The following is a 22,724-nucleotide window of genomic DNA, read 5'->3' as shown; positions in this document are numbered from 1 at the left end:
CTGTCCTGATTTGTAGTGTTAAAAGATATAAAAAAATGCGGTATCACACTTTATCGGTTGGATTGAGTGCTGCTGTCAACCGTTGCTCTAATTCTTGACGCTTTTTACTGCTCAGTGCCCGCCGATCGCTGTCCGCAAGTATAAACAAATCCTCTACCCGCTCGCCAATGGTGCTGATGCGTGCGCCGTGCAATGAAAGGCCGAGATCGGCGAAAACCTCACCTACACGCGCCAACAAACCCGGTTGATCGAGTGATATCAGTTCCATATAGCTGCGCCGATCGGTGTGGGTTGGTAGGAAATTCACTTCCGTAGGCACGCTGAAGTGCCGCAGTTTCGGCGAAGGGCGGCGACTGCGCGGCGGCTGATAGTTCTGCGTCATCGCCTGTTCCAGCGCCTGGCGAATTGACGCATGGCGATCTTGCGCCAACGGGCTGCCATCGGGTTCCAGAACGATAAAGGTGTCCATGGCAATACCGTCACGGTTAGTGAATATCTGTGCGTCGTGTACGCTCAGATTGCGTCGATCCAATTCACCCGCGACTGCGGCAAACAGATAAGGCCGATCCGTTGCCCAGATAAAGATTTCTGTACCGCCGCGCGTAGCTTGCCGACTGACCAGCACCAGCGGTTGCGTGGAGTTATGTTCCAGTAGGTGACGCGCATGCCAGGCCAACTGATTGGGGGAGTGCCGCAGGAAATAGTCGGCACGGCAGCGGCTCCAGATTCGGTGCAGCGCCTCCTCATCAATATTGTCCATGCGCAGCAGCGCCAACGCTTGCAGACGGTGGTGACGTACACGCTCACGCAGATCCGGGCTGTTTTCCATGCCGCGACGCAACTGTTTCTCTGTAGCGAAATACAGTTCCCGCAACAGGCTCTGCTTCCAACTGTTCCACAGGGTTTCGTTTGTGGCGCAAATATCTGCAACGGTCAGACTCACCAGATAGCGCAGGCGGGTTTCACTTTGCACTTCAGCCGTAAATTGCTGTATGACGGCAGGATCCTGAATATCACGACGCTGCGCAGTCACTGACATCAGCAAATGGCAGCGAACCAACCAGGCAACGAGCTGTGTTTCACGCGAATTGAGGCCATGGAGTTCAGCAAACTCCATGGCGTCATGCGCGCCAAGAATGGAGTGATCACCGCCGCGGCCTTTGGCGATATCATGAAACAGCGCCGCCAGCAGCAGCAATTCAGGCTGCGGAAGGCGTGGATAAAGCTCAACGCAAAGCGGGTGGCGGGGACGGGTTCTTTCATCTGCAAAGCTTTCGAGTTTTTGCAATACCCGGATGGTGTGCTCATCAACCGTATATGCGTGGAACAGATCGAACTGCATCTGGCCGACAATCTTTCCCCATTGCGGCATATACGCCCACAAAACGCTGTGGCGATGCATCGGAACCAGTGCCCGTGAAACCGCACCCGGATGGCGCAGTATTGACATGAACAATTCACGGGCTTCCGGGATATTGCACAGCGGCGTTGAGAGATGGCGCCGCGCATGGCGTAACTGACGGACGGTTGTTGAATAGATGCCTTTTATCTCGCGATTGCGTGCCATCTGGTAGAACATGCGCATGATGGATTGCGGTTCACGCATAAAGAGCGTTTCATCACGCAGATCAATCAAATCACCGCGAAGTTGAAAATCTTCATCCAGTGGGCGGGGTTTCTCATTTTCACCCATCGCCAGAATCGCTTCGTCGAAGAGCTGCAATAGCATTTGATTCAGTTCACCGACCCGTCGCGTCATGCGATAGAAATCTTTCATCATGCGTTCGACAGGCTGATTGCCTTCGCCGCGATATTGCAAAAGTTGCGCCACGCTCAATTGGCGGTCAAACAATAAGCGGTTGTCGTAACGTGTAAGCACCAGATGCAGCGCAAAACGAATGCGCCAGAGGAAACTCTGGCACTCGTTCAGTTCGACGCGTTCAGCTTCGGTTAGAAAACCAAAGCCTACCATTTCGTCAAGTGAGGTTGCGCCAAAGTGGCGACGGGCCACCCACAGCAGGGTGTGAATATCGCGCAGGCCACCGGGGCTGCTTTTGATATCCGGTTCGAGGTTGTAACTGGTGCCGTGGTAACGCTGATGGCGTTCATTCTGTTCGTCAATTTTCGCACTGAAAAATTCGGGCGAGGGCCAGAAACCGTCGCTGAAAATGTGTTTCTGCATCGACAGGAATAACGCCACATCACCGCAAATCATACGTGATTCGATCAGGTTGGTAGCGACAGTCAGATCTGCCAGACCTTCCAACAGGCACTCTTCCAGCGTCCGCACGCTATGGCCTACTTCCAGTTTGAGATCCCACAACAGGGTTATCAGCGCGCCAACCTGCTGCTCGTGGGCATCCGTCAGACGTTTTTGGCTCAGAACCAGGAGGTCGATGTCAGACAAGGGATGCAGTTCGCCGCGGCCATATCCGCCGACTGCGACGAGCGCGGTTTCCTGGATGCCATCAAAACCGTAGTAACTCCACAGACGGCGTAACAGACGATCAATATAGAGGCTGCGCGCATCCACCAACTCTTCAGCGCAGACACCGGCATTGAAAGCAGCAGCCAGCCAGAGCTGGAACTCCTCAAGACGCAGTTTCAGATTCTGACAGGTCAGCTCATCGTCAGTAAAATAGAAAGGCGCAGTGGGCTGCTCGGGAACGGAGTGTGAAGATTCCGGCGGAATTTCTTGATCGAGATACTTTTCAGACATAGCGCAGCCCATTAAAAAGCCGGCATCAGCCGGCTTGTTTTTACTGTTCGTGCGTAATGATATTGGGGAGTGTTTCGTCCTTCCGCAACGTCATTATTTCGCAGCCGTTATCAGTCACCACAATAGTATGCTCATACTGTGCCGACAAGCTGCGATCTTTGGTTTTTACAGTCCAGCCATCCTTCATGGTACGAATGCGGTAATCACCGGCATTGACCATGGGCTCGATGGTGAACGCCATGCCTGGCTGCAATACCACGCCACCGTCATCAGCATCATAGTGCAATACTTGGGGTTCTTCGTGGAAACCCTCGCCGATACCATGTCCACAATATTCACGGACAACGGAAAATTTTTCGGCTTCAACGAACTTCTGGATCTCTTTACCCAGCGTGCGCAGGCGAATACCCGGCTTGACCATTTTGATCGCCAGATAGAGGCTTTCCTGGGTGATGCGGCAGAGGCGTTCGCCGAGAATGGTGGGTTTGCCCGCAATGAACATGGTCGACGTATCGCCATGAAAACCATCTTTTATTACGGTAACGTCAATATTTACGATGTCGCCGTCTTTCAGCACTTTGTCATCGCTTGGAATACCGTGACAGACCACTTCGTTAATCGAAATGCAGACTGATTTTGGGAAACCGTGGTAATTAAGGCATGCAGAAATGGCATGCTGTTTATTGGTGATATGATCGTGACAGATTCTATCGAGTTCACCGGTGGTTACCCCTGGTTTTATATGGGGTTCGATGATTTCGAGCACTTCAGCAGCCAGGCGGCCAGCGACGCGCATTTTTTCGATGTCTTCAGGTGTTTTGATTGAAATAGCCATGAAATATTCCGCAAGTGCCCTGTGATTGGACACATCAGTCGATAATAAGAAGCAATGGCTTATGGTATCAGCCCAAGCTATTTACTGCCAAATTATCATTTCGCCCGACACTGTGAGATACAACAAAAGGTGGAGTCGCGGGCGGGTTTATGGTATAAAGCGCGCCGGCGATCCGCTCTGCGTTTTGTACTATTTTTTACTTTGGTGCTACGCAGGCGATCGGACCAACAACTCATTATGTGTATAACACACACGTATCGACACATACGCCGGGGTGCTCTGAGGGGGATTTCTCCAAGGGGTCGGCGGTATGGGATACGTGGAGGCATAACCCCAACATCTACTATAGAGGTTTTATCATGGCAACTGTTTCCATGCGCGACATGCTCAAGGCTGGCGTACACTTTGGTCACCAGACCCGCTACTGGAACCCGAAAATGAAGCCATTCATCTTCGGTTCGCGTAACAAAGTTCACATCATCAACCTTGAGAAGACTGTACCAATGTTCAACGAAGCTCTGGCTGAGTTGACCAAGATCTCTTCCCGTAAAGGCAAGATCCTGTTCGTTGGTACCAAGCGCGCTGCAAGTGAAGCGGTAAAAGAAGCGGCTCACAACTGCGATCAGTTCTTCGTGAACCATCGCTGGTTGGGCGGCATGCTGACCAACTGGAAAACTGTTCGTCAGTCCATCAAGCGTCTGAAAGACCTGGAAATCCAGTCTCAAGACGGTACTTTTGAAAAACTGACCAAGAAAGAAGCGCTGATGCGTACCCGTGAACTGGACAAGCTGGAAAACAGCCTGGGCGGTATCAAGGATATGGGCGGTCTTCCAGATGCACTGTTTGTTGTCGATGCTGACCACGAACACATTGCGATCAAAGAAGCAAACAACCTGGGTATCCCGGTATTCTCTATCGTTGATACCAACTCCGATCCGGATGGCGTTGACTTTATTATCCCGGGTAACGATGACGCAATCCGTGCAGTAAATCTGTACCTGAGCGCTGTTGCTACCGCTGTTCGTGAAGGCCGTTCGCAAGATCTGGCTGTTCAGGCGGAAGAAAGCTTCGTAGAAGCTGAATAATAAGGCAAGCTCAGCTGAGCCCTTATTAACCAGGTATTGAATATGGTTGGTTAAGGGGCCTTTATTGGCCCCTTTTGCTTATCTAAATGTGAGAACTATCTTGGTGAGAGACCTCTCCACTGAGATAATCGAGGAAAATATAATGGCTGATATTACCGCTGCCCTGGTAAAAGAACTGCGCGAACGTACTAGCGCTGGCATGATGGATTGTAAGAAAGCGCTGGTTGAATCTAACGGCGACATCGAGCTGGCTATTGAAAACATGCGTAAGTCTGGCGCGATCAAAGCGGCTAAAAAAGCAGGCAACGTAGCTGCTGACGGCGTGATCAAAACCAAAATTGCAGGCAACTTTGGCGTGATTCTGGAAGTTAACTGCCAGACCGACTTTGTCGCTAAAGATGGTGGTTTCCTGGCATTTGCTGACAAAGTGCTGGATGCTGCTGTTGCAGGCAAAATCACTGACGTTGAAGTGCTGAAAGCACAGTTCGAAGAAGAGCGTATCGCACTGGTTGCAAAAATCGGTGAGAACATCAACATTCGTCGCGTTGCCATCCTTGAAGGTGACGTGCTGGGTAGCTACCTGCACGGTGCGCGCATCGGTGTTTTGGTTGCTGCCAAAGGCGCTGACGAAGAGCTGGTTAAGCAGATTGCCATGCACATCGCTGCAAGCAAGCCTGAATTCGTGAAGCCTGAAGATGTGTCCGCTGACGTGGTAGAGAAAGAGTATCAAGTTCAGTTGGACATCGCCATGCAGTCTGGCAAGCCTAAAGAAATCGCAGAGAAAATGGTTGAAGGCCGCATGAAGAAATTCACCGGCGAAGTTTCTCTGACTGGCCAGCCTTTTGTTATCGAGCCAAGCAAAACTGTTGCTCAGGTACTGAAAGAGCACAACGCTGATGTGAATGACTTCATCCGCTTTGAAGTGGGCGAAGGCATCCAGAAAGTTGAAACTGACTTTGCTGCTGAAGTTGCAGCAATGAGCAAACAGTCTTAATGCAAAAAAATGGAGCCGCCGATTGGCGGTTCCATTTTATCCAGCCAGAATTATCTCAATGGCATCTCAGGCTGTAGCGATTGCAACAAACTTGTGATGTGATGTACAAAACCCCAATACTCTTACTGCTTCTTAGGACAGGACACCATGGCAACCAATGCAAAACCCGTATATCAGCGTATCCTTCTCAAACTGAGTGGCGAAGCCCTGCAAGGCGCAGAAGGTTTTGGTATCGACGCTAGTGTTTTGGATCGCATGGCTCAGGAAGTCAAGGAACTGGTCGAGCTGGGGATCCAGGTCGGTGTAGTGATTGGCGGTGGTAATTTATTCCGTGGTGCCGGTTTGGCACAAGCCGGAATGAACCGCGTCGTGGGTGACCACATGGGCATGCTGGCAACAGTGATGAACGGCCTGGCAATGCGTGATGCACTGCATCGTGCCTATGTCAACGCCCGCCTGATGTCGGCTATTCCACTGAATGGTGTCTGCGATAACTACAGTTGGGCTGAGGCGATTAGCCTGCTGCGCAATAACCGGGTAGTGATTTTTGCTGCCGGTACCGGTAATCCATTCTTTACGACTGACTCCGCAGCCTGTTTACGCGGCATCGAAATTGAAGCGGATGTCGTATTGAAAGCGACGAAAGTGGATGGTGTCTTCTCGTCTGATCCGGTGAAAAACCCAGATGCGACGCTGTATGAGCACATCACCTACCAAGCCGTGTTAGAGCAAGAGCTCAAGGTGATGGATCTTGCTGCGTTCACGCTGGCCCGCGATCATAAATTGCCGATTCGCGTTTTCAACATGAATAAGCCTGGCGCACTCCGCCGCGTAGTCATGGGTGAAAATGAAGGGACACTGATCAACGACGTAGAAACCGCCAAGAGCAAAATTTTGGTACAATAAGGCAGGTCATGCTGTTTATACGGCGTAATTCATAGCCCTGTTTTATCCTTACCAGCGAGAGTTGGTTTGAATATTCACGGACTATACTTACGGTATAGTCTGCCAAGTAACCAATTTCCAAGGGTTCGCAACGTGATTAACGAAATCAAAAATGATGCTAAGACGCGCATGGAAAAATGCGTTGAAGCATTCCAAAACCATATCAATAAAATCCGTACTGGCCGTGCATCTCCAGACATTCTTCATGGCATCATGGTGGATTATTACGGTACGATGACGCCACTGCGTCAACTGGCGCAGATTACCGTAGAAGACTCCCGCACGCTGGCGATTTCTATTTTTGATCGCTCTATCAGTGCAAAGGTAGAAAAAGCCATTATGGCGTCAGACCTGGGTCTGAACCCGTCGTCTGCCGGTGCAAGCATTCGTGTTCCACTGCCAGCACTGACTGAAGAGCGTCGTAAAGACCTGATCAAAGTCGTGCGTAGTGAAGCTGAGCAGGGCCGGGTTTCCGTGCGTAACGTCCGTCGAGATGTCAACGATAAAGTGAAGGCTTTGTTGAAGGACAAAGAGATCAGTGAAGACGAAGAACGCCGTACTCAAGACGATATCCAGAAATTCACCGACATGTTCGTCAAGAAAATTGATGCAGCTTTGGCAGAGAAAGAAGCTGAGTTGATGACATTTTAATTCGTATTGAACAGTGTAAAACGTCGCATTTTGCGGCGTTTTACTTTTTGTAGTGTTAATTTTTCCCGTTTGCCGAACAAATCTCATAGACAAGAGAATGCAGAGGTTTCAGACTGCTGCCATTCCTTTCATACAAATACAGTTATTCAGAGCAACCTCATGAAGCAACTGACCATTCTTGGTTCTACCGGATCTGTTGGTACCAGCACGTTAAGCGTGGTGCGCACCAATCCACAAAGTTTTTCAGTCCTCGCCCTGGTGGCCGGAAAAAATGTTTCCGTCATGGCGCAGCAATGTATCGAATTCCATCCACGCTATGCTTCGATGGCAGACGACGCTTCTGCACAAGCCCTACGCCGCATCCTTGCTGAAAAAGGGGTGAAAACCGAGGTTTTGTCAGGTGAGCAGTCTGCTTGTGAACTGGCGGCGCTGGATGACGTTGATCAGGTTATGGCAGCCATTGTCGGTGCCGCAGGTCTGCTCCCAACGCTGGCTGCTGTTCAGGCCGGTAAACAGGTGTTGCTGGCCAATAAAGAGTCATTGGTAACCTGTGGTCGCATATTTATGGATGCGGTCAAACACAGCGGTGCGCAACTGTTACCTATTGATAGTGAACATAATGCCATTTTTCAGAGTTTACCGGAGAGCATTCAGCGGCAGTTAGGGTATGCTTCCCTTGAGGATCATGGTGTTTCAAGGATTATCCTGACAGGTTCAGGCGGGCCGTTCAGGGAGACGCCGCTAGATAAGTTTGCAGAGTTGACACCAGATCAAGCCTGCGCGCATCCAAACTGGTCGATGGGGCGCAAGATCTCGGTGGACTCTGCCACCATGATGAATAAAGGACTGGAATATATTGAGGCCCGGTGGTTGTTTAACGCTTGCGCAGAACAAATGGAAGTTGTTTTACATCCACAATCGGTGATCCATTCAATGGTGCGCTACCGTGATGGCAGCGTTCTGGCGCAATTGGGGTCACCGGATATGCGTACTCCAATCGCTCATGCCATGGCCTACCCGCAACGGGTTGTAACCGGTGTTGACCCATTGGACTTCTGTCGCATTGGCGCATTGACCTTTACTGAACCAGACTATCAGCGTTATCCCTGTTTACAGTTGGCTATTGAAGCCTGTAAAGCAGGTCAGGCCGCAACCACTGCGCTGAATGCCTCCAACGAAATCGCGGTGGCGTCTTTTCTGCAATCTGGGATTCGTTTCAGTGATATTGCATTGCTGAATCGCCACGTGCTGGACTCTTTGAGTTGCCGCGAACCTACGTCGGTAGAAGAAGTGTTAGAGGTGGATCGTCGTGCCAGAGACGTTGCCAGCCAAGCATTGAATAGTTTTGCTGAATAAGTCTATCCGCTTACATTTTCAGCAATTTGTTCGTGCCTCGTTGAGATGATATAGTCTGCGCCACCTTTCTCGTTATGCCACTTAAAAACGAAGAAATAATGTGGTCGGGTGAAGAGGGTAAGCCGTGATTGGTTCACGGCTTTTTTGCGCAAACAAGGTCCGCTGTTCCAGTAAGACTGTTGTATTTCTGACTAAGGAAATAAGTACGCGTTATGTCGTCCGCAAATCAACAAGGGGCTGACTTGCCCGTTCAGGGTCCAAGGCATGTCGCCATCATCATGGATGGCAATGGTCGTTGGGCCAAACGTCAGGGAAAGTTAAGGATTTTCGGCCATAAAGCAGGGGTGAAATCCGTGCGCAGGGCGGTGAGTTTTGCTGCCAGCCATAATCTGGATGCACTCACGCTTTATGCGTTCAGCAGTGAAAACTGGAATCGTCCTGCTCAAGAAGTGTCTGCTTTGATGGAACTTTTCGTCAGGGCGTTGGATAGTGAAGTAAAAAGCCTGCATAAGCACAATGTCCGTCTGCGGGTCATTGGGGATATCAGCCGTTTCAGCGCACGGTTGCAGGAGCGAATTCACCGTTCAGAAGTATTAACAGAAAATAACGATGGCCTTACGCTAAACATCGCTGCGAATTATGGTGGCCGATGGGATATTATTCAGGGTATGAGAACGCTGGCTGAGCAGGTTGCAGCCGGAACATTACGCCCCGATGAGATCACTGAAGAAGCTTTGGATGCAAAGGTTTGTCTTCAAGAACTTGCCCCGGTGGATTTAGTGATTCGTACCGGCGGCGAACATCGCATCAGTAACTTCCTGATATGGCAAATTGCGTATGCAGAGCTTTACTTTACTGATGTTCTCTGGCCTGATTTTGATGAACTCGTCTTTGAAGGTGCGCTGAATGCTTTTGCACAACGCGAGCGTCGCTTCGGGGGAACAACACCTAACGACGCCAAAGCGTCCTAGGGGGAACTTTTGCTGAAGTATCGCCTTATAACAGCTTTAATTTTAATTCCGATTGTCATCGCCGCACTTTTTTTACTGCCGCCAATTGGGTTCGCTATCGTGACGTTGGTAGTGTGCATGCTTGCGGCATGGGAATGGGGACAATTGGCCGGATTTGTTACGCGTAGTCAGCGTGTCTGGTTAGCGATACTTTGCGGATTTCTGTTGGCGCTGATGATGCTGACTGTTCCCGCTTATCATCACTCCGTTCACTTGCCGCAGGTGAGCGGATCGCTTTGGGCGTCCTTGATTTGGTGGATCGTTGCCCTGCTGTTGGTGCTGTTTTATCCGGCATCGGCAGCGCTTTGGCGACACTCCAAAACGCTCCGCTTGCTGTTTGGCGTGTTGACGATCATCCCTTTTTTCTGGGGAATGGTTGCGTTGCGCCAGTATGGCTATGACGAGAATCATGCCACGGGTGCCTGGTGGTTGTTATATGTGATGTTGCTGGTGTGGGGCGCAGATTCTGGCGCGTACATGTTTGGCAAACTGTTTGGAAAACATAAGCTGGCACCTAAAGTTTCCCCGGGAAAAACGTGGGAAGGATTAATCGGAGGTTTACTGACCTCGGCTTTGATATCATGGTTGTTTGGCCGTTATGCCCCGCTCAGCGTTGTCCCTATGACGCTTTTGATCTGTTCGGTGGTGGCTGCGTTGGCGTCGGTATTAGGCGACCTGACTGAAAGTATGTTCAAGCGTGAAGCTGGAATAAAAGACAGTGGCCATCTGATTCCTGGTCATGGTGGGATTCTCGACCGTATCGATAGCCTTACTGCCGCTGTTCCTGTTTTCGCTTGCCTGATGCTGTTAGTGTATTAATCCGTCCGAGACGGGGAGTTTAGGGACTATATGATGAACATACTCTGGAGTCTGGCCGCTTTTATCGTTGCACTGGGGATTTTAATCACCGTGCACGAGTTTGGCCATTTCTGGGTGGCTCGTCGTTGCGGTGTCCGCGTTGAGCGATTCTCCATTGGCTTTGGCCGCACCTTGTGGCGTCGGACTGATCGACATGGCACCGAATTTATCATTGCCATGATTCCGTTGGGTGGCTACGTGAAGATGCTGGATGAGCGGGTGGGGGCAGTTGCTCCCGAGTTCCGTCATCAATCATTCAACAGCAAAACCGTCTGGCAGCGAGCTGCCATTATCAGTGCCGGTCCTATCGCCAACTTCGTTTTTGCCGTTTTCGCCTACTGGCTGGTGTTTATTATCGGTGTCCCAAGCGTACGTCCGGTTATTGCGGATATCACGCCCAATTCTGTCGCCGCTGCCGCCAAAATTTCACCTGGAATGGAACTTAAGTCCTTAGATGGTATCGAAACGCCTGATTGGGATTCAGTGCGTTTGGCTCTCATCGGCAAGATCGGTGACGCACAAACGACGATAGGAATCGCACCGTTTGGCTCAAATCAGGTAGTGCAAAAAACATTGGATTTGCGTCAATGGCATTTTGAACCTGACAAGCAGGATCCTGTCGTAGCATTGGGGATTATTCCTCGTGGTCCGCAGATTGAATCTGTTCTGTCTGAAGTGCAATCTGGCTCGGCAGCGCAAAAGGCGGGTTTACAAGCAGGGGACAGGATCGTTAAAGTCGATGGTCAGCTTTTAGATCGTTGGCAAACGTTTGTCATTCAGGTGCGTGATAATCCTGGGAAATCGATAAATTTAGAGATTGAAAGGGGCGGTTCCCCCTTGTCTTTGACGCTAATTCCGGATACAAAGCCGGTGGGGAAAGACAGGGTGGAAGGTTTTGCCGGCGTAGTGCCTAAAGTAATTCCACTGCCCGATGAGTATAAAACGATCCGCCAGTATGGTCCGTTTACAGCATTTTATGAGGCCGGGGATAAAACCTGGCAACTGATGAAGTTGACGGTAAGCATGCTGGGCAAGCTGATAACGGGTGACGTTAAGCTGAACAATCTGAGTGGCCCTATCTCTATCGCACAGGGTGCCGGAATGTCAGCAGAATATGGGTTGGTGTATTACCTGATGTTTTTGGCGTTAATCAGCGTCAACCTGGGGATTATCAATCTGTTCCCGTTACCTGTGTTAGATGGTGGTCACCTGCTGTTCCTGGCGATAGAAAAGCTGAAGGGCGGACCGGTTTCCGAGCGAGTTCAAGATTTCAGTTACCGCATTGGCACAATACTGCTGGTGTTGTTAATGGGACTTGCACTTTTCAATGATTTCTCCCGCCTTTAGGCTGGGGATAGGTTAGGAAGAACGCATAACAACGATGGCGATGAAAAAGTTGCTCATAGCGTCGCTGCTGTTTGGCAGCGCAACCGTATACGGTGCAGATGGATTCGTAGTGAAAGACATTCATTTCGAAGGCCTGCAGCGGGTCGCCGTCGGTGCGGCGTTACTCAATATGCCTGTTCGCGTAGGGGATACGGTCAGTGATGAAGATATCAGTAACACTATCCGTGCACTGTTTGCCACTGGCAACTTTGAGGATGTCCGCGTCCTGCGCGATGGTGAAACTCTAATTGTTCAGGTCAAGGAGCGGCCGACAATCGCCAGCATAACTTTCTCCGGTAACAAAGCGGTGAAAGAGGATATGCTGAAACAGAATCTGGAAGCCTCTGGCGTCCGGGTTGGCGAGGCTCTCGACCGAACCACTCTCTCCAGTATCGAAAAAGGGCTGGAAGACTTCTACTATAGCGTCGGTAAATACAGTGCTTCCGTGAAAGCGGTCGTTACACCGTTGCCACGCAACCGTGTTGACCTCAAACTGGTATTTACAGAAGGCGTTTCTGCCAAAATTCAGCAAATCAATATTGTCGGTAATCATGCCTTCACTACGGATGAACTGATTTCGCGCTTCCAGTTGCGTGATGAAGTGCCGTGGTGGAACGTGGTTGGCGATCGCAAATACCAGAAGCAGAAACTGGCGGGCGACCTTGAAACCCTGCGCAGCTTCTATCTGGATCGCGGTTATGCCCGCTTCAATATTGATTCAACCCAAGTCAGCCTGACGCCGGATAAAAAGGGGATTTACATCACCCTGAATATCACGGAAGGCGAACAGTACAAACTTTCCAGTGTGCTCATCAATGGCAACATGGCTGGGCATTCTGCTGAAATTGAAAGCCTGACCAAAATTGAGCCAGGCGAACTCTATAACGGTGCCAAAGTCACCAAGATGGAAAGTGAGATCAAGAAGCTGTTAGGCCGTTATGGTTATGCCTATCCGCGCGTCGTGACTCAGCCTGAAATCAACGATACCGATAAAACCGTCAAGCTGCATATCAACATCGATGCGGGTAACCGTTTCTATGTTCGCCATATCCGTTTTGAAGGTAATGACACCAGCAAAGATTCCGTTCTGCGTCGCGAAATGCGCCAGATGGAAGGTGCCTGGTTGGGTAATGATCAAGTTGATCAAGGTAAAGAGCGTCTGAACCGTTTGGGGTACTTTGAAACGGTTGATGTTGATACCCAGCGCGTGCCGGGAACTGCCGATCAGGTTGACGTAACCTACAAGGTTAAAGAGCGTAATACCGGTACCTTTAACTTCGGTATTGGTTTTGGTACGGAAAGTGGTGTCAGCTTCCAGGTGGGTGTCCAGCAGGATAACTGGCTGGGTACCGGTAATACGGTAGGTATCAGCGGTACGAAGAACGACTACCAAACCTATGCGGAAGTGTCACTGACCGACCCGTACTTTACAGTTGACGGTGTCAGCCTCGGGGGTCGTATTTTCTATAACGACTTTAAAGCCGATGACGCCGATCTGTCTGATTATACCAACCGCAGCTATGGCATTGGTGGAACCTTGGGTTTCCCAATCAATGAAAACAACTCATTGCGCCTTGGCCTGGATTATATCCATAACGACCTGTCCAATATGGAACCGCAGATCGCCATGTGGCGTTATCTGAACTCCGTTGGTGTGCGTCCGGATGTGACTACGGAAGATCATTCCGACACGGCTGACTTCAGTGCCAATGACTTTATGTTGAACCTGGGTTGGACCTACAGTGACCTGGATCGTGGCTACTTCCCAACTTCGGGTAGCCGTGCAAGCCTGAACGGAAAAGTCACGGTTCCTGGCTCTGACAACGAATACTATAAGATTACGTTTGACTCGTCGGCGTATTTGCCTTTGAGTGAAAGCCATGAGTGGGTGTTGATGGGGCGTGCGCGTGCGGGCTACGGTGATGGTCTGGGCGGTAAAGAAATGCCGTTCTACGACAACTTCTATGCCGGTGGCTCAAGCACGGTTCGTGGCTTCCAGTCGAATACGATTGGTCCAAAAGCTGCCTATTACCGTTGTGCGGGTGGCGAGACGTCCTATGACAGTTGTCAGATCGATAACTCCGATGACGCCGTTGGTGGTAATGCCATGGCCGTTCTGAGCGCAGAGCTGATTGTACCGACACCGTTTATCAGTGAGAAGTACACCAACTCCGTGCGAACCTCCTTCTTCATTGATGGCGGTACGGTATGGGATACCAATTGGCAGAATACTTCGCAGACTGAATCAGTCGGTGTACCCGATTACAGCGATCCAAGTAACTTCCGCGTTTCTTCCGGTATTGCTCTACAATGGATGTCACCGCTTGGACCGCTGGTCTTCTCTTATGCCCAGCCACTCAAGAAATTTGACGGGGACAAGTCTGAACAGTTCCAGTTTAACATCGGTAAAACATGGTAATTCCGGGCTAACGTTCCGGCGATTATCACAGAATCACAATGCCGTTGAGATTAAGATGGCACTTCGGGGGGGCAACCCCCCGGTTTGCATAGTGTGTTATTCTTAACGTGTTGTGTATTTTAATGTGTCCTGTGGGCACAAATGGGTGATGGTAAGGAGTTTATAGTGAAAAAGTGGTTGTGTGCCGCAAGCCTCGGTTTAGCAATGGCTGCTTCAGCTGGTGTTCAAGCTGCCGACAAGATCGCTGTCGTTAACCTGGCCAGCATTTTCCAACAGTTGCCAGCACGTGAAGCTGTCGCGAAACAACTCGAGAATGAGTTCAAAGGCCGTGCAACCGAATTGCAGGGTATGGAACGTAACCTGCAAACTCAAATGCAGAACCTTCAGCGTGATGGTTCTACCATGAAAGCCAGTGAGCGTACCAAGAAAGAGCAGAGCATTATGGCTCAGCGCGAGCAGTTCTCTACTAAAGCGCAAGCATTTGAACAAGACAACCGTCGTCGTCAGGCGGAAGAACGTAATAAAATTCTGAGCCGCATTCAGGACGCAGTGAAAACTGTAGCGACCAAAGAAGGTTATGACGTAGTTATCGATGCTAACGCCGTTGCTTACGCTGGCTCAAGCAAAGACATTACTGCTGATGTGCTGAAACAGGTTAAATAATACATGTCTTCAATTCGACTGGCTGATCTCGCACAGCAGTTGGATGCACAATTGCACGGTGATGGCGATCTTGTCATCACCGGCATTGCTTCTATGCATTCCGCACACTCTGGGCAAATCACGTTTTTATCAAACAGCCGCTACCGTGAACAATTGGCAACCTGCAATGCCGGTGCTGTTGTCTTGACGCAAGCGGATCTGCCGTTTTGCCATACCCCGGCGCTGGTGGTTAAAAATCCCTATCTGACATATGCCCGCATGGCGCAGATCATGGATACCACACCCGCTCCGGCTCAGGATATCGCCCCAAGCGCGGTTGTTTCGCCGGAAGCTTCACTGGGACAGAATGTTGCTCTTGGTGCCAACGCGGTAATTGAATCCGGGGTTGTTCTGGGTGATAACGTGGTGATTGGTGCTGGGTGCTTTATCGGTAAGAATACGCGCATCGGTGCCGGAACGTGGCTCTGGGCGAACGTTACCGTGTATCACAATATCGAAATCGGTCAGCAATGCCTGATCCAGTCAGGGACCGTGATCGGTGCTGATGGATTTGGCTATGCCAACGATCGGGGCAATTGGGTCAAGATCCCGCAGCTTGGCACAGTACAGATTGGCGATCGTGTCGAAATCGGTGCCTGTACGACCATCGATCGTGGTGCTCTCGACAATACCATTATTGGTAACGGTGTTATCATTGATAACCAATGCCAGATTGCGCATAACGTTGTGATTGGAGACAATACTGCGGTTGCCGGTGGCGTAATCATGGCGGGTAGCCTGAAAATTGGCCGTTACTGCCAAATTGGTGGCGCGAGCGTGATTAATGGTCACATGGAGATTTGTGACAAAGCTGTCGTGACAGGAATGGGAATGGTTATGCGACCAATCACTGAACCTGGGGTATACTCTTCGGGCATTCCGTTACAGGCGAACAAGACCTGGCGTAAGACCGCCGCGTTGGTGATGAATATTGACGAAATCAATAAGCGCTTAAAAGCCGTTGAGCGTAAAGTCGGAAAAGACTAGTCGCCCTTTTCGCCCGCCACGTCGGGTGAGTAATCACGCGGAAAACGCATTTCGGTTTCCGGGTAAAAGTTTCTATTTGCGGCCTGCCTGTTGACCCTCTTTTGGGGTTTGAGCAGGCCGTGTTATTGATGCCATCAGTTTTTTTAAAGACAGGAAGAGTATTTTGACTACTGACACTCATACTCTGCATATTGAAGAGATATTGGATCTGCTCCCACACCGCTTCCCTTTTTTACTGGTGGATCGCGTTCTGGATTTTGAGAAAGGAAAATTTTTACGTGCGATAAAAAACGTTTCAGTCAATGAACCGTTTTTCCAGGGGCATTTCCCTGGCAAGCCGATTTTTCCGGGTGTATTGATCCTTGAAGCCATGGCGCAAGCTACGGGTATTCTGGCGTTTAAAAGCGTTGGCAAACTTGAGCCAGGCGAGCTTTACTATTTTGCAGCAATTGATGACGCGCGTTTCAAACGGCCTGTTATCCCAGGTGACCAGATGGTTCTGGAAGTTGAATTCATTAAAGAGCGTCGTGGCGTAGCCCGCTTCAAAGGTGTTGCCAAGGTTGATGGTGAAATCGCCTGCGAAGCGACGATGATGTGCGCCCGTCGCCGGGAGAGTTAATACGTGATAGACAAAAACGCCTTTATCCATCCAAGCGCTATTGTTGAAGAGGGTGCCATTATTGGCGCTGGCGCACATATTGGCCCCTTCTGCTTTGTCGGCTCCCAGGTGGAAATCGGCGCAGGAACGGTTCTGAAATCACATGTTGTTGTGAATGGCGTGACCAGAATCGGCGAGGACAACCGCATTTTCCAATTTGCTTCGATTGGTGAAGTGAATCAGGATCTGAAATATGCGGGTGAGCCTACCCGTGTTGAAATCGGCGATCGTAACAGCATCCGCGAAAGCGTAACCATCCATCGCGGCACCACGCAAGGCGGCGGTCTGACAAAAGTGGGTAATGATAACCTGCTGATGGTCAATGCACACATCGCGCATGACTGTGTGATTGGCAACCGTTGTATTTTTGCCAATAACGCCACGCTGGGCGGCCACGTTGAAGTGGACGACTACGCCATTATCGGCGGCATGACTGCGGTGCACCAGTTCTGCGTAATTGGCGCTCACGTCATGGTGGGTGGTTGCTCCGGTGTTGCCCAGGACGTTCCTCCTTTTGTCATTGCTCAAGGCAACCACGCAACGCCTTTTGGTATCAATATCGAAGGGTTGAAGCGTCGTGGCTTTGATAAAGAATCCCTGCACGCGATACGCAATGCGTACAAGGTGCTTTATCGCAGCGGTAAAACGCTGGAAGATGCGCTGCCGGAGATTGCGGCATTAGCCGAGCAATATCCGGCCGTGAAGCCGTTCAGTGATTTCTTCAATCGCTCAACGCGCGGCATCATTCGCTAATCCATGCAAAATCGTCCTTTGACTATCGGACTGGTCGCCGGAGAAACTTCCGGTGATATTCTTGGGGCCGGGTTAATCCGTGCCCTCAAGGCGCAGGTACCTGATGCACGCTTTGTTGGTGTGGCGGGGCCTTTGATGCAGGCCGAAGGTTGTGAAGCCTGGTATGAAATGGAAGAGCTGGCGGTGATGGGGGTGGTAGAGGTGTTGGAGCGTCTGCCACGCCTGTTGAAAATCCGTCGTGACTTGACTCAACGTTTCACGACGTTGGCTCCCGATGTTTTTGTGGGTATCGATGCACCGGATTTCAACATCACGCTTGAAGGTCGGTTGAAGCAGCGAGGGATCCGCACCATCCATTATGTCAGCCCATCAGTTTGGGCCTGGCGTCAAAAACGTGTTTTCAAAATTGGTAAAGCCACAGATCTCGTGCTGGCCTTCCTCCCTTTTGAAAAAGCGTTTTACGACAAATTCAACGTTCCTTGCCGATTCATTGGTCACACGATGGCTGATGCAATGCCGCTCACACCAGACAAATTGCTGGCACGCAAAACGTTGGGGATCGCCCCCGATGTTCGTTGCCTGGCGCTTTTGCCTGGCAGTCGTGGTGCGGAAGTCGAAATGCTAAGCGCCGATTTTCTTCGCACAGCGATGCTGTTGCGCGAGCAATATCCTGAGCTTGAGGTTGTCGTTCCGTTGGTGAATGCCAAACGTCGCGAGCAGTTTGAGCGCATCAAGGCGGAGGTCGCACCCAATCTTCATGCCCATTTGCTTGATGGCAATGCGCGCGATGCAATGATCGCCAGCGATGCGGCGTTACTCGCTTCCGGTACGGCGGCGCTTGAGTGCATGCTGGCGAAATGCCCGATGGTTGTTGGCTACAGAATGAAGCCCTTTACCTATTGGCTGGCTGAGCGTCTGGTTAAAACACCCTATGTCTCATTGCCAAACCTCCTGGCAGGGCGCGAGATTGTCACTGAACTTTTACAACATGACTGCGTGCCTGAGAAACTCGCTGCTGCGCTTTTACCCCTGCTTTCCGGTGGTGATGAAAGCGCTGAACTGAAGCACACTTTTCTGGAGTTGCATCAGAGCATTCGCTGTGGTGCCGATAAACAAGCGGCTCAGGCTGTGTTGGAGTTGACCCATCAATGAAAGAGCTGTTTATTTATCCTCATGCGACCTGCATCGCAGGGGTAGATGAAGTTGGCCGCGGCCCCTTGGTTGGTGCTGTGGTAACTGCTGCGGTAATCCTCGATCCGAAAAAACCGATTATCGGTCTGGCTGACTCCAAAAAACTCAGTGAAAAACGGCGTAATGCTCTCTTTGATGAAATTACGGAGAAAGCGTTGGCCTGGAGTTTAGGACGCGCAGAACCTGAGGAGATCGATCAACTGAATATTTTGCACGCTACAATGCTGGCAATGCAGCGTGCTGTTGCCGGGCTGAGGATTACGCCTGATATGGTATTGATTGATGGTAATCGCTGCCCTAAGCTGCCTATGGCCTCTCAGGCGGTGGTGAAAGGTGACAGTCTGGTTGCAGAGATCAGTGCGGCTTCCATTCTGGCAAAAGTGACCCGCGATCGTGAAATGACTGAGCTTGACCTCAGTTTTCCAGATTATGGTTTCGCGCAGCATAAAGGCTACCCAACGCCCTTCCATCTGGAAAAATTGGCCATTCTGGGCGCGACTGAGCACCACCGTCGCAGCTTTGCGCCAGTTAAGCGCGCGTTAGGTTTGGCTTAGCGCTACAATAGCCTTTGCAAACCCGGTCTTCGCAAACCCGGCGTTGACAAATTCGGCGTTTTCAAATCTGGTGTTCTCAATCGCATTGAGTAAAGATGCCAGATAGATTTTTCACCCACTCATTTCTGGTATCTGGATATGGCCGAACCTCGTTTTATTCACCTTCGCGTACACAGTGACTACTCCATGATTGATGGGTTAGCCAAGGTGGGTCCATTGGTGAAGCGAGCCGCCGCTCTCGGCATGCCAGCGCTGGCAATCACTGATTTTACCAACCTGTGCGGACTGGTTAAGTTTTACGGCAGTTCGCATGGTGCCGGGATCAAGCCAATAATTGGTGCCGATTTTAACGTCCAAAGCGAAGTGCTTGGGGATGAGCTGGCGCATTTGACCGTTCTGGCAATGAACAATGATGGCTACCAAAACCTGACGCTACTCATTTCCCGTGCCTACCAGCGTGGCTATGGCGCTGCAGGACCAGTAATAGATCGGGATTGGTTGATAGAGCATCGGGACGGTTTGCTGCTGCTTTCTGGCGGGAAAATGGGGGATGTCGGGAAGTTCTTGATCCGCGGCAATCAGCCTCAGGTTGAGCAGTGTCTCGATTTTTATCAGGAATATTTCGCCGATCGTTATTACCTCGAACTGATTCGTACCGGTCGACCGGATGAGGAAAACTACCTGCATGCGGCAATTGAGCTGGCGACGGCGCGGGGCTTACCGGTTGTTGCCACCAATGATGTCCGTTTCCTGGTCGAAAGTGACTTTGATGCGCATGAGATTCGTGTTGCCATCCATGACGGTTTTACTCTCGATGATCCAAAACGGCCAAGGAATTATAGTCCCCAGCAATACATGCGCAGCGAAGATGAAATGTGCGAGCTGTTTGCTGATATCCCGGAAGCGCTGATTAATAGCGTCGAAATTGCCAAACGCTGTAACGTCACTATCCGTCTTGGTGAATACTTCTTGCCGCAATTCCCGACCGGCGAAATGACTACCGAAGATTTTCTGGTGGCGAAGTCTAAAGAAGGGCTGGAGGAGCGTCTCGAATTTTTATTTCCTGACCCTCAAGCCCGCTTAGAGAAACGCGTTGAGTATGATGAACGGCTGGATATCGAACTTCGGGTTATCAACCAGATGGGATTCCCTGGTTACTTCCTGATAGTGATGGAATTTATCCAATGGTCAAAAGATAACAATGTGCCAGTGGGGCCAGGGCGAGGATCGGGTGCCGGTTCGTTGGTGGCCTATGCGCTGAAAATCACCGACCTCGACCCGTTGGCATTTGATTTGCTGTTCGAACGCTTCCTTAACCCGGAACGTGTTTCCATGCCTGACTTTGACGTCGACTTCTGCATGGAAAAACGCGATTTGGTGATCGAGCATGTGGCTGACATGTATGGCCGTGATGCGGTATCGCAGATCATCACTTTCGGTACCATGGCGGCAAAAGCGGTAATTCGCGACGTGGGAAGGGTGCTCGGACACCCATATGGTTTTGTTGATCGTATTTCCAAACTGGTGCCGCCCGATCCTGGGATGACGCTGGAAAAAGCCTTTGCTGCTGAACCGCAACTGCCCGAGATTTATGAGGCAGATGAAGAGGTCAGGGCGCTGATCGACATGGCGCGTAAACTGGAAGGGGTGACGCGCAACGCCGGTAAACATGCCGGTGGAGTGGTGATCGCGCCAACCAGAATTACAGATTTTGCACCCCTGTATTGCGACGCTGAGGGTCACAACCCGGTCACCCAGTTTGACAAGAATGATGTGGAATATGCGGGTCTGGTGAAGTTTGACTTCCTGGGCTTGCGTACATTAACCATCATCGATTGGGCACTGGGCATGATCAATGCGCGCCGAGCCAGGCAGGGTGAAGATCCCATCGATATTGCGTCAATTCCGCTCAACGATAAAAAAAGCTTCGATATGTTGCAACGCTCGGAAACCACTGCGGTTTTCCAGCTTGAATCACGCGGCATGAAAGATCTGATTAAGCGCCTGAAACCCGACTGTTTCGAAGATATGATCGCGTTGGTGGCGCTGTTTCGCCCGGGGCCATTGCAGTCAGGCATGGTTGATAACTTTATTGACCGTAAGCATGGCCGTGAAGCGCTCTCTTATCCTGATATTGAATGGCAGCACGAATCGCTGAAACCAGTGCTTGAGCCGACGTACGGCATCATTCTCTATCAGGAACAGGTCATGCAAATAGCCCAGGTTCTGGCGGGATATTCGCTGGGCGGCGCAGATATGTTGCGTCGCGCCATGGGTAAAAAGAACCCGGTCGAAATGGCCAAGCAGCGCGGTGGTTTTGAGGACGGCGCGAAAGCACGCGGCATAGACGGCGAACTGGCGATTAAAATTTTTGACCTGGTGGAGAAATTCGCCGGGTATGGTTTCAATAAATCCCACTCCGCAGCGTATGCGCTGGTCTCGTATCAGACCTTGTGGTTGAAAGCTCACTATCCCGCCGAATTTATGGCGGCAGTGATGACTGCGGATATGGATAATACGGACAAAGTGGTGGGGCTGGTTGACGAATGCTGGCGCATGGGGCTGAAGATCCTGCCTCCCGACATCAACAGCGGTCTTTATCATTTCCACGTTAATGATGAAGGCGAGATCGTTTACGGTATTGGCGCAATAAAAGGGGTGGGTGAAGGCCCGATTGAAGCCATCATCGAGGCGCGTAACCAGGACGGATATTTCAAAGAGTTATTCGATCTGTGTGCCCGTTCAGATACCAAGAAGCTTAACCGCCGTATACTCGAAAAGCTGATCATGTCCGGGGCATTTGATCGCCTTGGGCCACATCGTGCTGCGCTGATGAATTCCCTTGGGGATGCACTCAAAGCTGCCGATCAGCATGCAAAGGCGGAAGCTATTGGGCAGGTGGATATGTTTGGCGTTCTGGCCGAGGCGCCAGAGCAGGTCGAAAAATCCTATGCGAATGTAGCACTGTGGCCGGAACAGAAAGTACTTGATGGTGAAAGGGAAACGCTGGGGCTCTATTTGACCGGCCATCCCATCACGCAGTATCTGAAGGAGATTGAACGCTACGCCGGAGGCCAGCGTTTGAAAGATATGCATCCGACGGATCGGGGCAAAATGACCACTGCCGTGGGGTTAGTGGTTGCAGCACGGGTTATGGTTACCAAGCGTGGTAATCGCATCGGGGTTTGTACGCTGGATGACCGTTCGGGACGTCTGGAAGTGATGTTATTCACCGATGCGTTGGAAAAATACCAGCATTTGTTGGAAAAAGACCGTATCCTGATTGCCAGTGGACAGGTCAGCTTTGATGACTTCAGTGGTGGACTTAAAATGACCGCCCGCGAGCTCATGGATATCAGTGAAGCCCGTGAAAAATATGCTCGTGGGCTTGCTATATCGCTGACTGACAGGCAAATTGATGACCAGCTTTTGAACCGTCTCCGCCAGTCGTTGGAACCCCATCGATCAGGGACGATTCCAGTGCATCTGTATTATCAACGAGAAGATGCACGCGCCCGGCTGCGATTTGGCGCGACATGGCGTGTGACGCCCACCGACCGCTTGTTGATAGATTTGCGGACTCTGGTAGGTAATGAGCAGGTGGAACTGGAATTTGACTAA

General features: G+C 50.8%; 18 protein-coding genes. 16 read left to right on the top strand and 2 right to left on the bottom strand.

The annotated features are described in order from the left end of the window. Positions 1-43: 43 nt before the first annotated feature. Positions 44-2,719, bottom strand: a complete 2,676-nt coding sequence (gene glnD / locus DRI82_RS13785) for a bifunctional uridylyltransferase/uridylyl-removing protein GlnD (protein WP_114194500.1) — start codon at positions 2,717-2,719, stop codon at positions 44-46. Positions 2,720-2,759: 40 nt separating this feature from the next. Next, the gene (gene map / locus DRI82_RS13780) at positions 2,760-3,554 is read right to left on the bottom strand and encodes a type I methionyl aminopeptidase (RefSeq protein WP_114194499.1); all 795 of its coding nucleotides are present in this window, start codon (positions 3,552-3,554) and stop codon (positions 2,760-2,762) included. A 359-nt stretch (positions 3,555-3,913) separates the two neighbouring features. On the opposite strand from map, the gene rpsB reads away from it, so the two are divergent. From rpsB to dnaE, 16 genes are all read left to right on the top strand, one after another. Beyond that, positions 3,914-4,639, top strand: a complete 726-nt coding sequence (gene rpsB / locus DRI82_RS13770; protein WP_114194498.1) for a 30S ribosomal protein S2 — start codon at positions 3,914-3,916, stop codon at positions 4,637-4,639. Positions 4,640-4,781: 142 nt separating this feature from the next. Continuing rightward, positions 4,782-5,633: a translation elongation factor Ts gene (gene tsf, locus DRI82_RS13765; RefSeq protein ID WP_114194497.1), complete on the top strand. Its 852-nt coding sequence runs from the start codon at positions 4,782-4,784 to the stop codon at positions 5,631-5,633. 147 nt (positions 5,634-5,780) lie between these two features. After that, positions 5,781-6,539, top strand: coding sequence for a UMP kinase (gene pyrH / locus DRI82_RS13760; RefSeq protein WP_114194496.1), 759 nt, complete (start codon positions 5,781-5,783; stop codon positions 6,537-6,539). Positions 6,540-6,671: 132 nt separating this feature from the next. After that, positions 6,672-7,229: a ribosome recycling factor gene (gene frr, locus DRI82_RS13755; protein WP_114194495.1), complete on the top strand. Its 558-nt coding sequence runs from the start codon at positions 6,672-6,674 to the stop codon at positions 7,227-7,229. A 159-nt stretch (positions 7,230-7,388) separates the two neighbouring features. Beyond that, on the top strand, positions 7,389-8,585 hold the full coding sequence (gene ispC, locus DRI82_RS13750; RefSeq protein ID WP_114194494.1) for a 1-deoxy-D-xylulose-5-phosphate reductoisomerase: 1,197 nt from the start codon (positions 7,389-7,391) through the stop codon (positions 8,583-8,585). A 212-nt stretch (positions 8,586-8,797) separates the two neighbouring features. After that, positions 8,798-9,556 (top strand): (2E,6E)-farnesyl-diphosphate-specific ditrans,polycis-undecaprenyl-diphosphate synthase, encoded by a 759-nt coding sequence (gene ispU / locus DRI82_RS13745; protein WP_114194493.1) that lies wholly within the window; start codon positions 8,798-8,800, stop codon positions 9,554-9,556. A 9-nt stretch (positions 9,557-9,565) separates the two neighbouring features. After that, the gene (gene cdsA, locus DRI82_RS13740) at positions 9,566-10,414 is read left to right on the top strand and encodes a phosphatidate cytidylyltransferase (RefSeq protein WP_114194492.1); all 849 of its coding nucleotides are present in this window, start codon (positions 9,566-9,568) and stop codon (positions 10,412-10,414) included. A 30-nt stretch (positions 10,415-10,444) separates the two neighbouring features. Next, complete coding sequence (gene rseP, locus DRI82_RS13735) at positions 10,445-11,800, top strand: sigma E protease regulator RseP (protein WP_114194491.1); 1,356 nt, start codon at positions 10,445-10,447, stop codon at positions 11,798-11,800. 34 nt (positions 11,801-11,834) lie between these two features. Then, positions 11,835-14,258: an outer membrane protein assembly factor BamA gene (gene bamA / locus DRI82_RS13730; protein ID WP_114194490.1), complete on the top strand. Its 2,424-nt coding sequence runs from the start codon at positions 11,835-11,837 to the stop codon at positions 14,256-14,258. A gap of 165 nt (positions 14,259-14,423) precedes the next feature. Further along, a complete protein-coding gene (gene skp / locus DRI82_RS13725; RefSeq protein ID WP_114194489.1) occupies positions 14,424-14,921 on the top strand; it encodes a molecular chaperone Skp in 498 nt (165 codons plus the stop codon). A gap of 3 nt (positions 14,922-14,924) precedes the next feature. After that, on the top strand, positions 14,925-15,947 hold the full coding sequence (gene lpxD, locus DRI82_RS13720; RefSeq protein WP_114194488.1) for a UDP-3-O-(3-hydroxymyristoyl)glucosamine N-acyltransferase: 1,023 nt from the start codon (positions 14,925-14,927) through the stop codon (positions 15,945-15,947). Positions 15,948-16,110: 163 nt separating this feature from the next. Next, complete coding sequence (gene fabZ / locus DRI82_RS13715; RefSeq protein WP_114194487.1) at positions 16,111-16,566, top strand: 3-hydroxyacyl-ACP dehydratase FabZ; 456 nt, start codon at positions 16,111-16,113, stop codon at positions 16,564-16,566. A gap of 3 nt (positions 16,567-16,569) precedes the next feature. Continuing rightward, a complete protein-coding gene (lpxA, locus tag DRI82_RS13710) occupies positions 16,570-17,358 on the top strand; it encodes an acyl-ACP--UDP-N-acetylglucosamine O-acyltransferase (protein ID WP_114194486.1) in 789 nt (262 codons plus the stop codon). A 3-nt stretch (positions 17,359-17,361) separates the two neighbouring features. Further along, positions 17,362-18,510, top strand: coding sequence for a lipid-A-disaccharide synthase (lpxB, locus tag DRI82_RS13705; protein ID WP_114194485.1), 1,149 nt, complete (start codon positions 17,362-17,364; stop codon positions 18,508-18,510). Continuing rightward, positions 18,507-19,103: a ribonuclease HII gene (gene rnhB, locus DRI82_RS13700; RefSeq protein WP_114194484.1), complete on the top strand. Its 597-nt coding sequence runs from the start codon at positions 18,507-18,509 to the stop codon at positions 19,101-19,103. Before lpxB ends, rnhB begins: the two co-directional genes overlap by 4 nt. A gap of 138 nt (positions 19,104-19,241) precedes the next feature. After that, positions 19,242-22,724, top strand: a complete 3,483-nt coding sequence (gene dnaE, locus DRI82_RS13695) for a DNA polymerase III subunit alpha (protein ID WP_114194483.1) — start codon at positions 19,242-19,244, stop codon at positions 22,722-22,724.

Source organism: Edaphovirga cremea (assembly GCF_003332275.1).
GTDB lineage: Bacteria > Pseudomonadota > Gammaproteobacteria > Enterobacterales > Enterobacteriaceae > Edaphovirga > Edaphovirga cremea.
The sequence above is the reverse complement of the archived record's forward strand: the minus strand, read 5'-3'. Positions and strand labels throughout refer to the sequence as shown.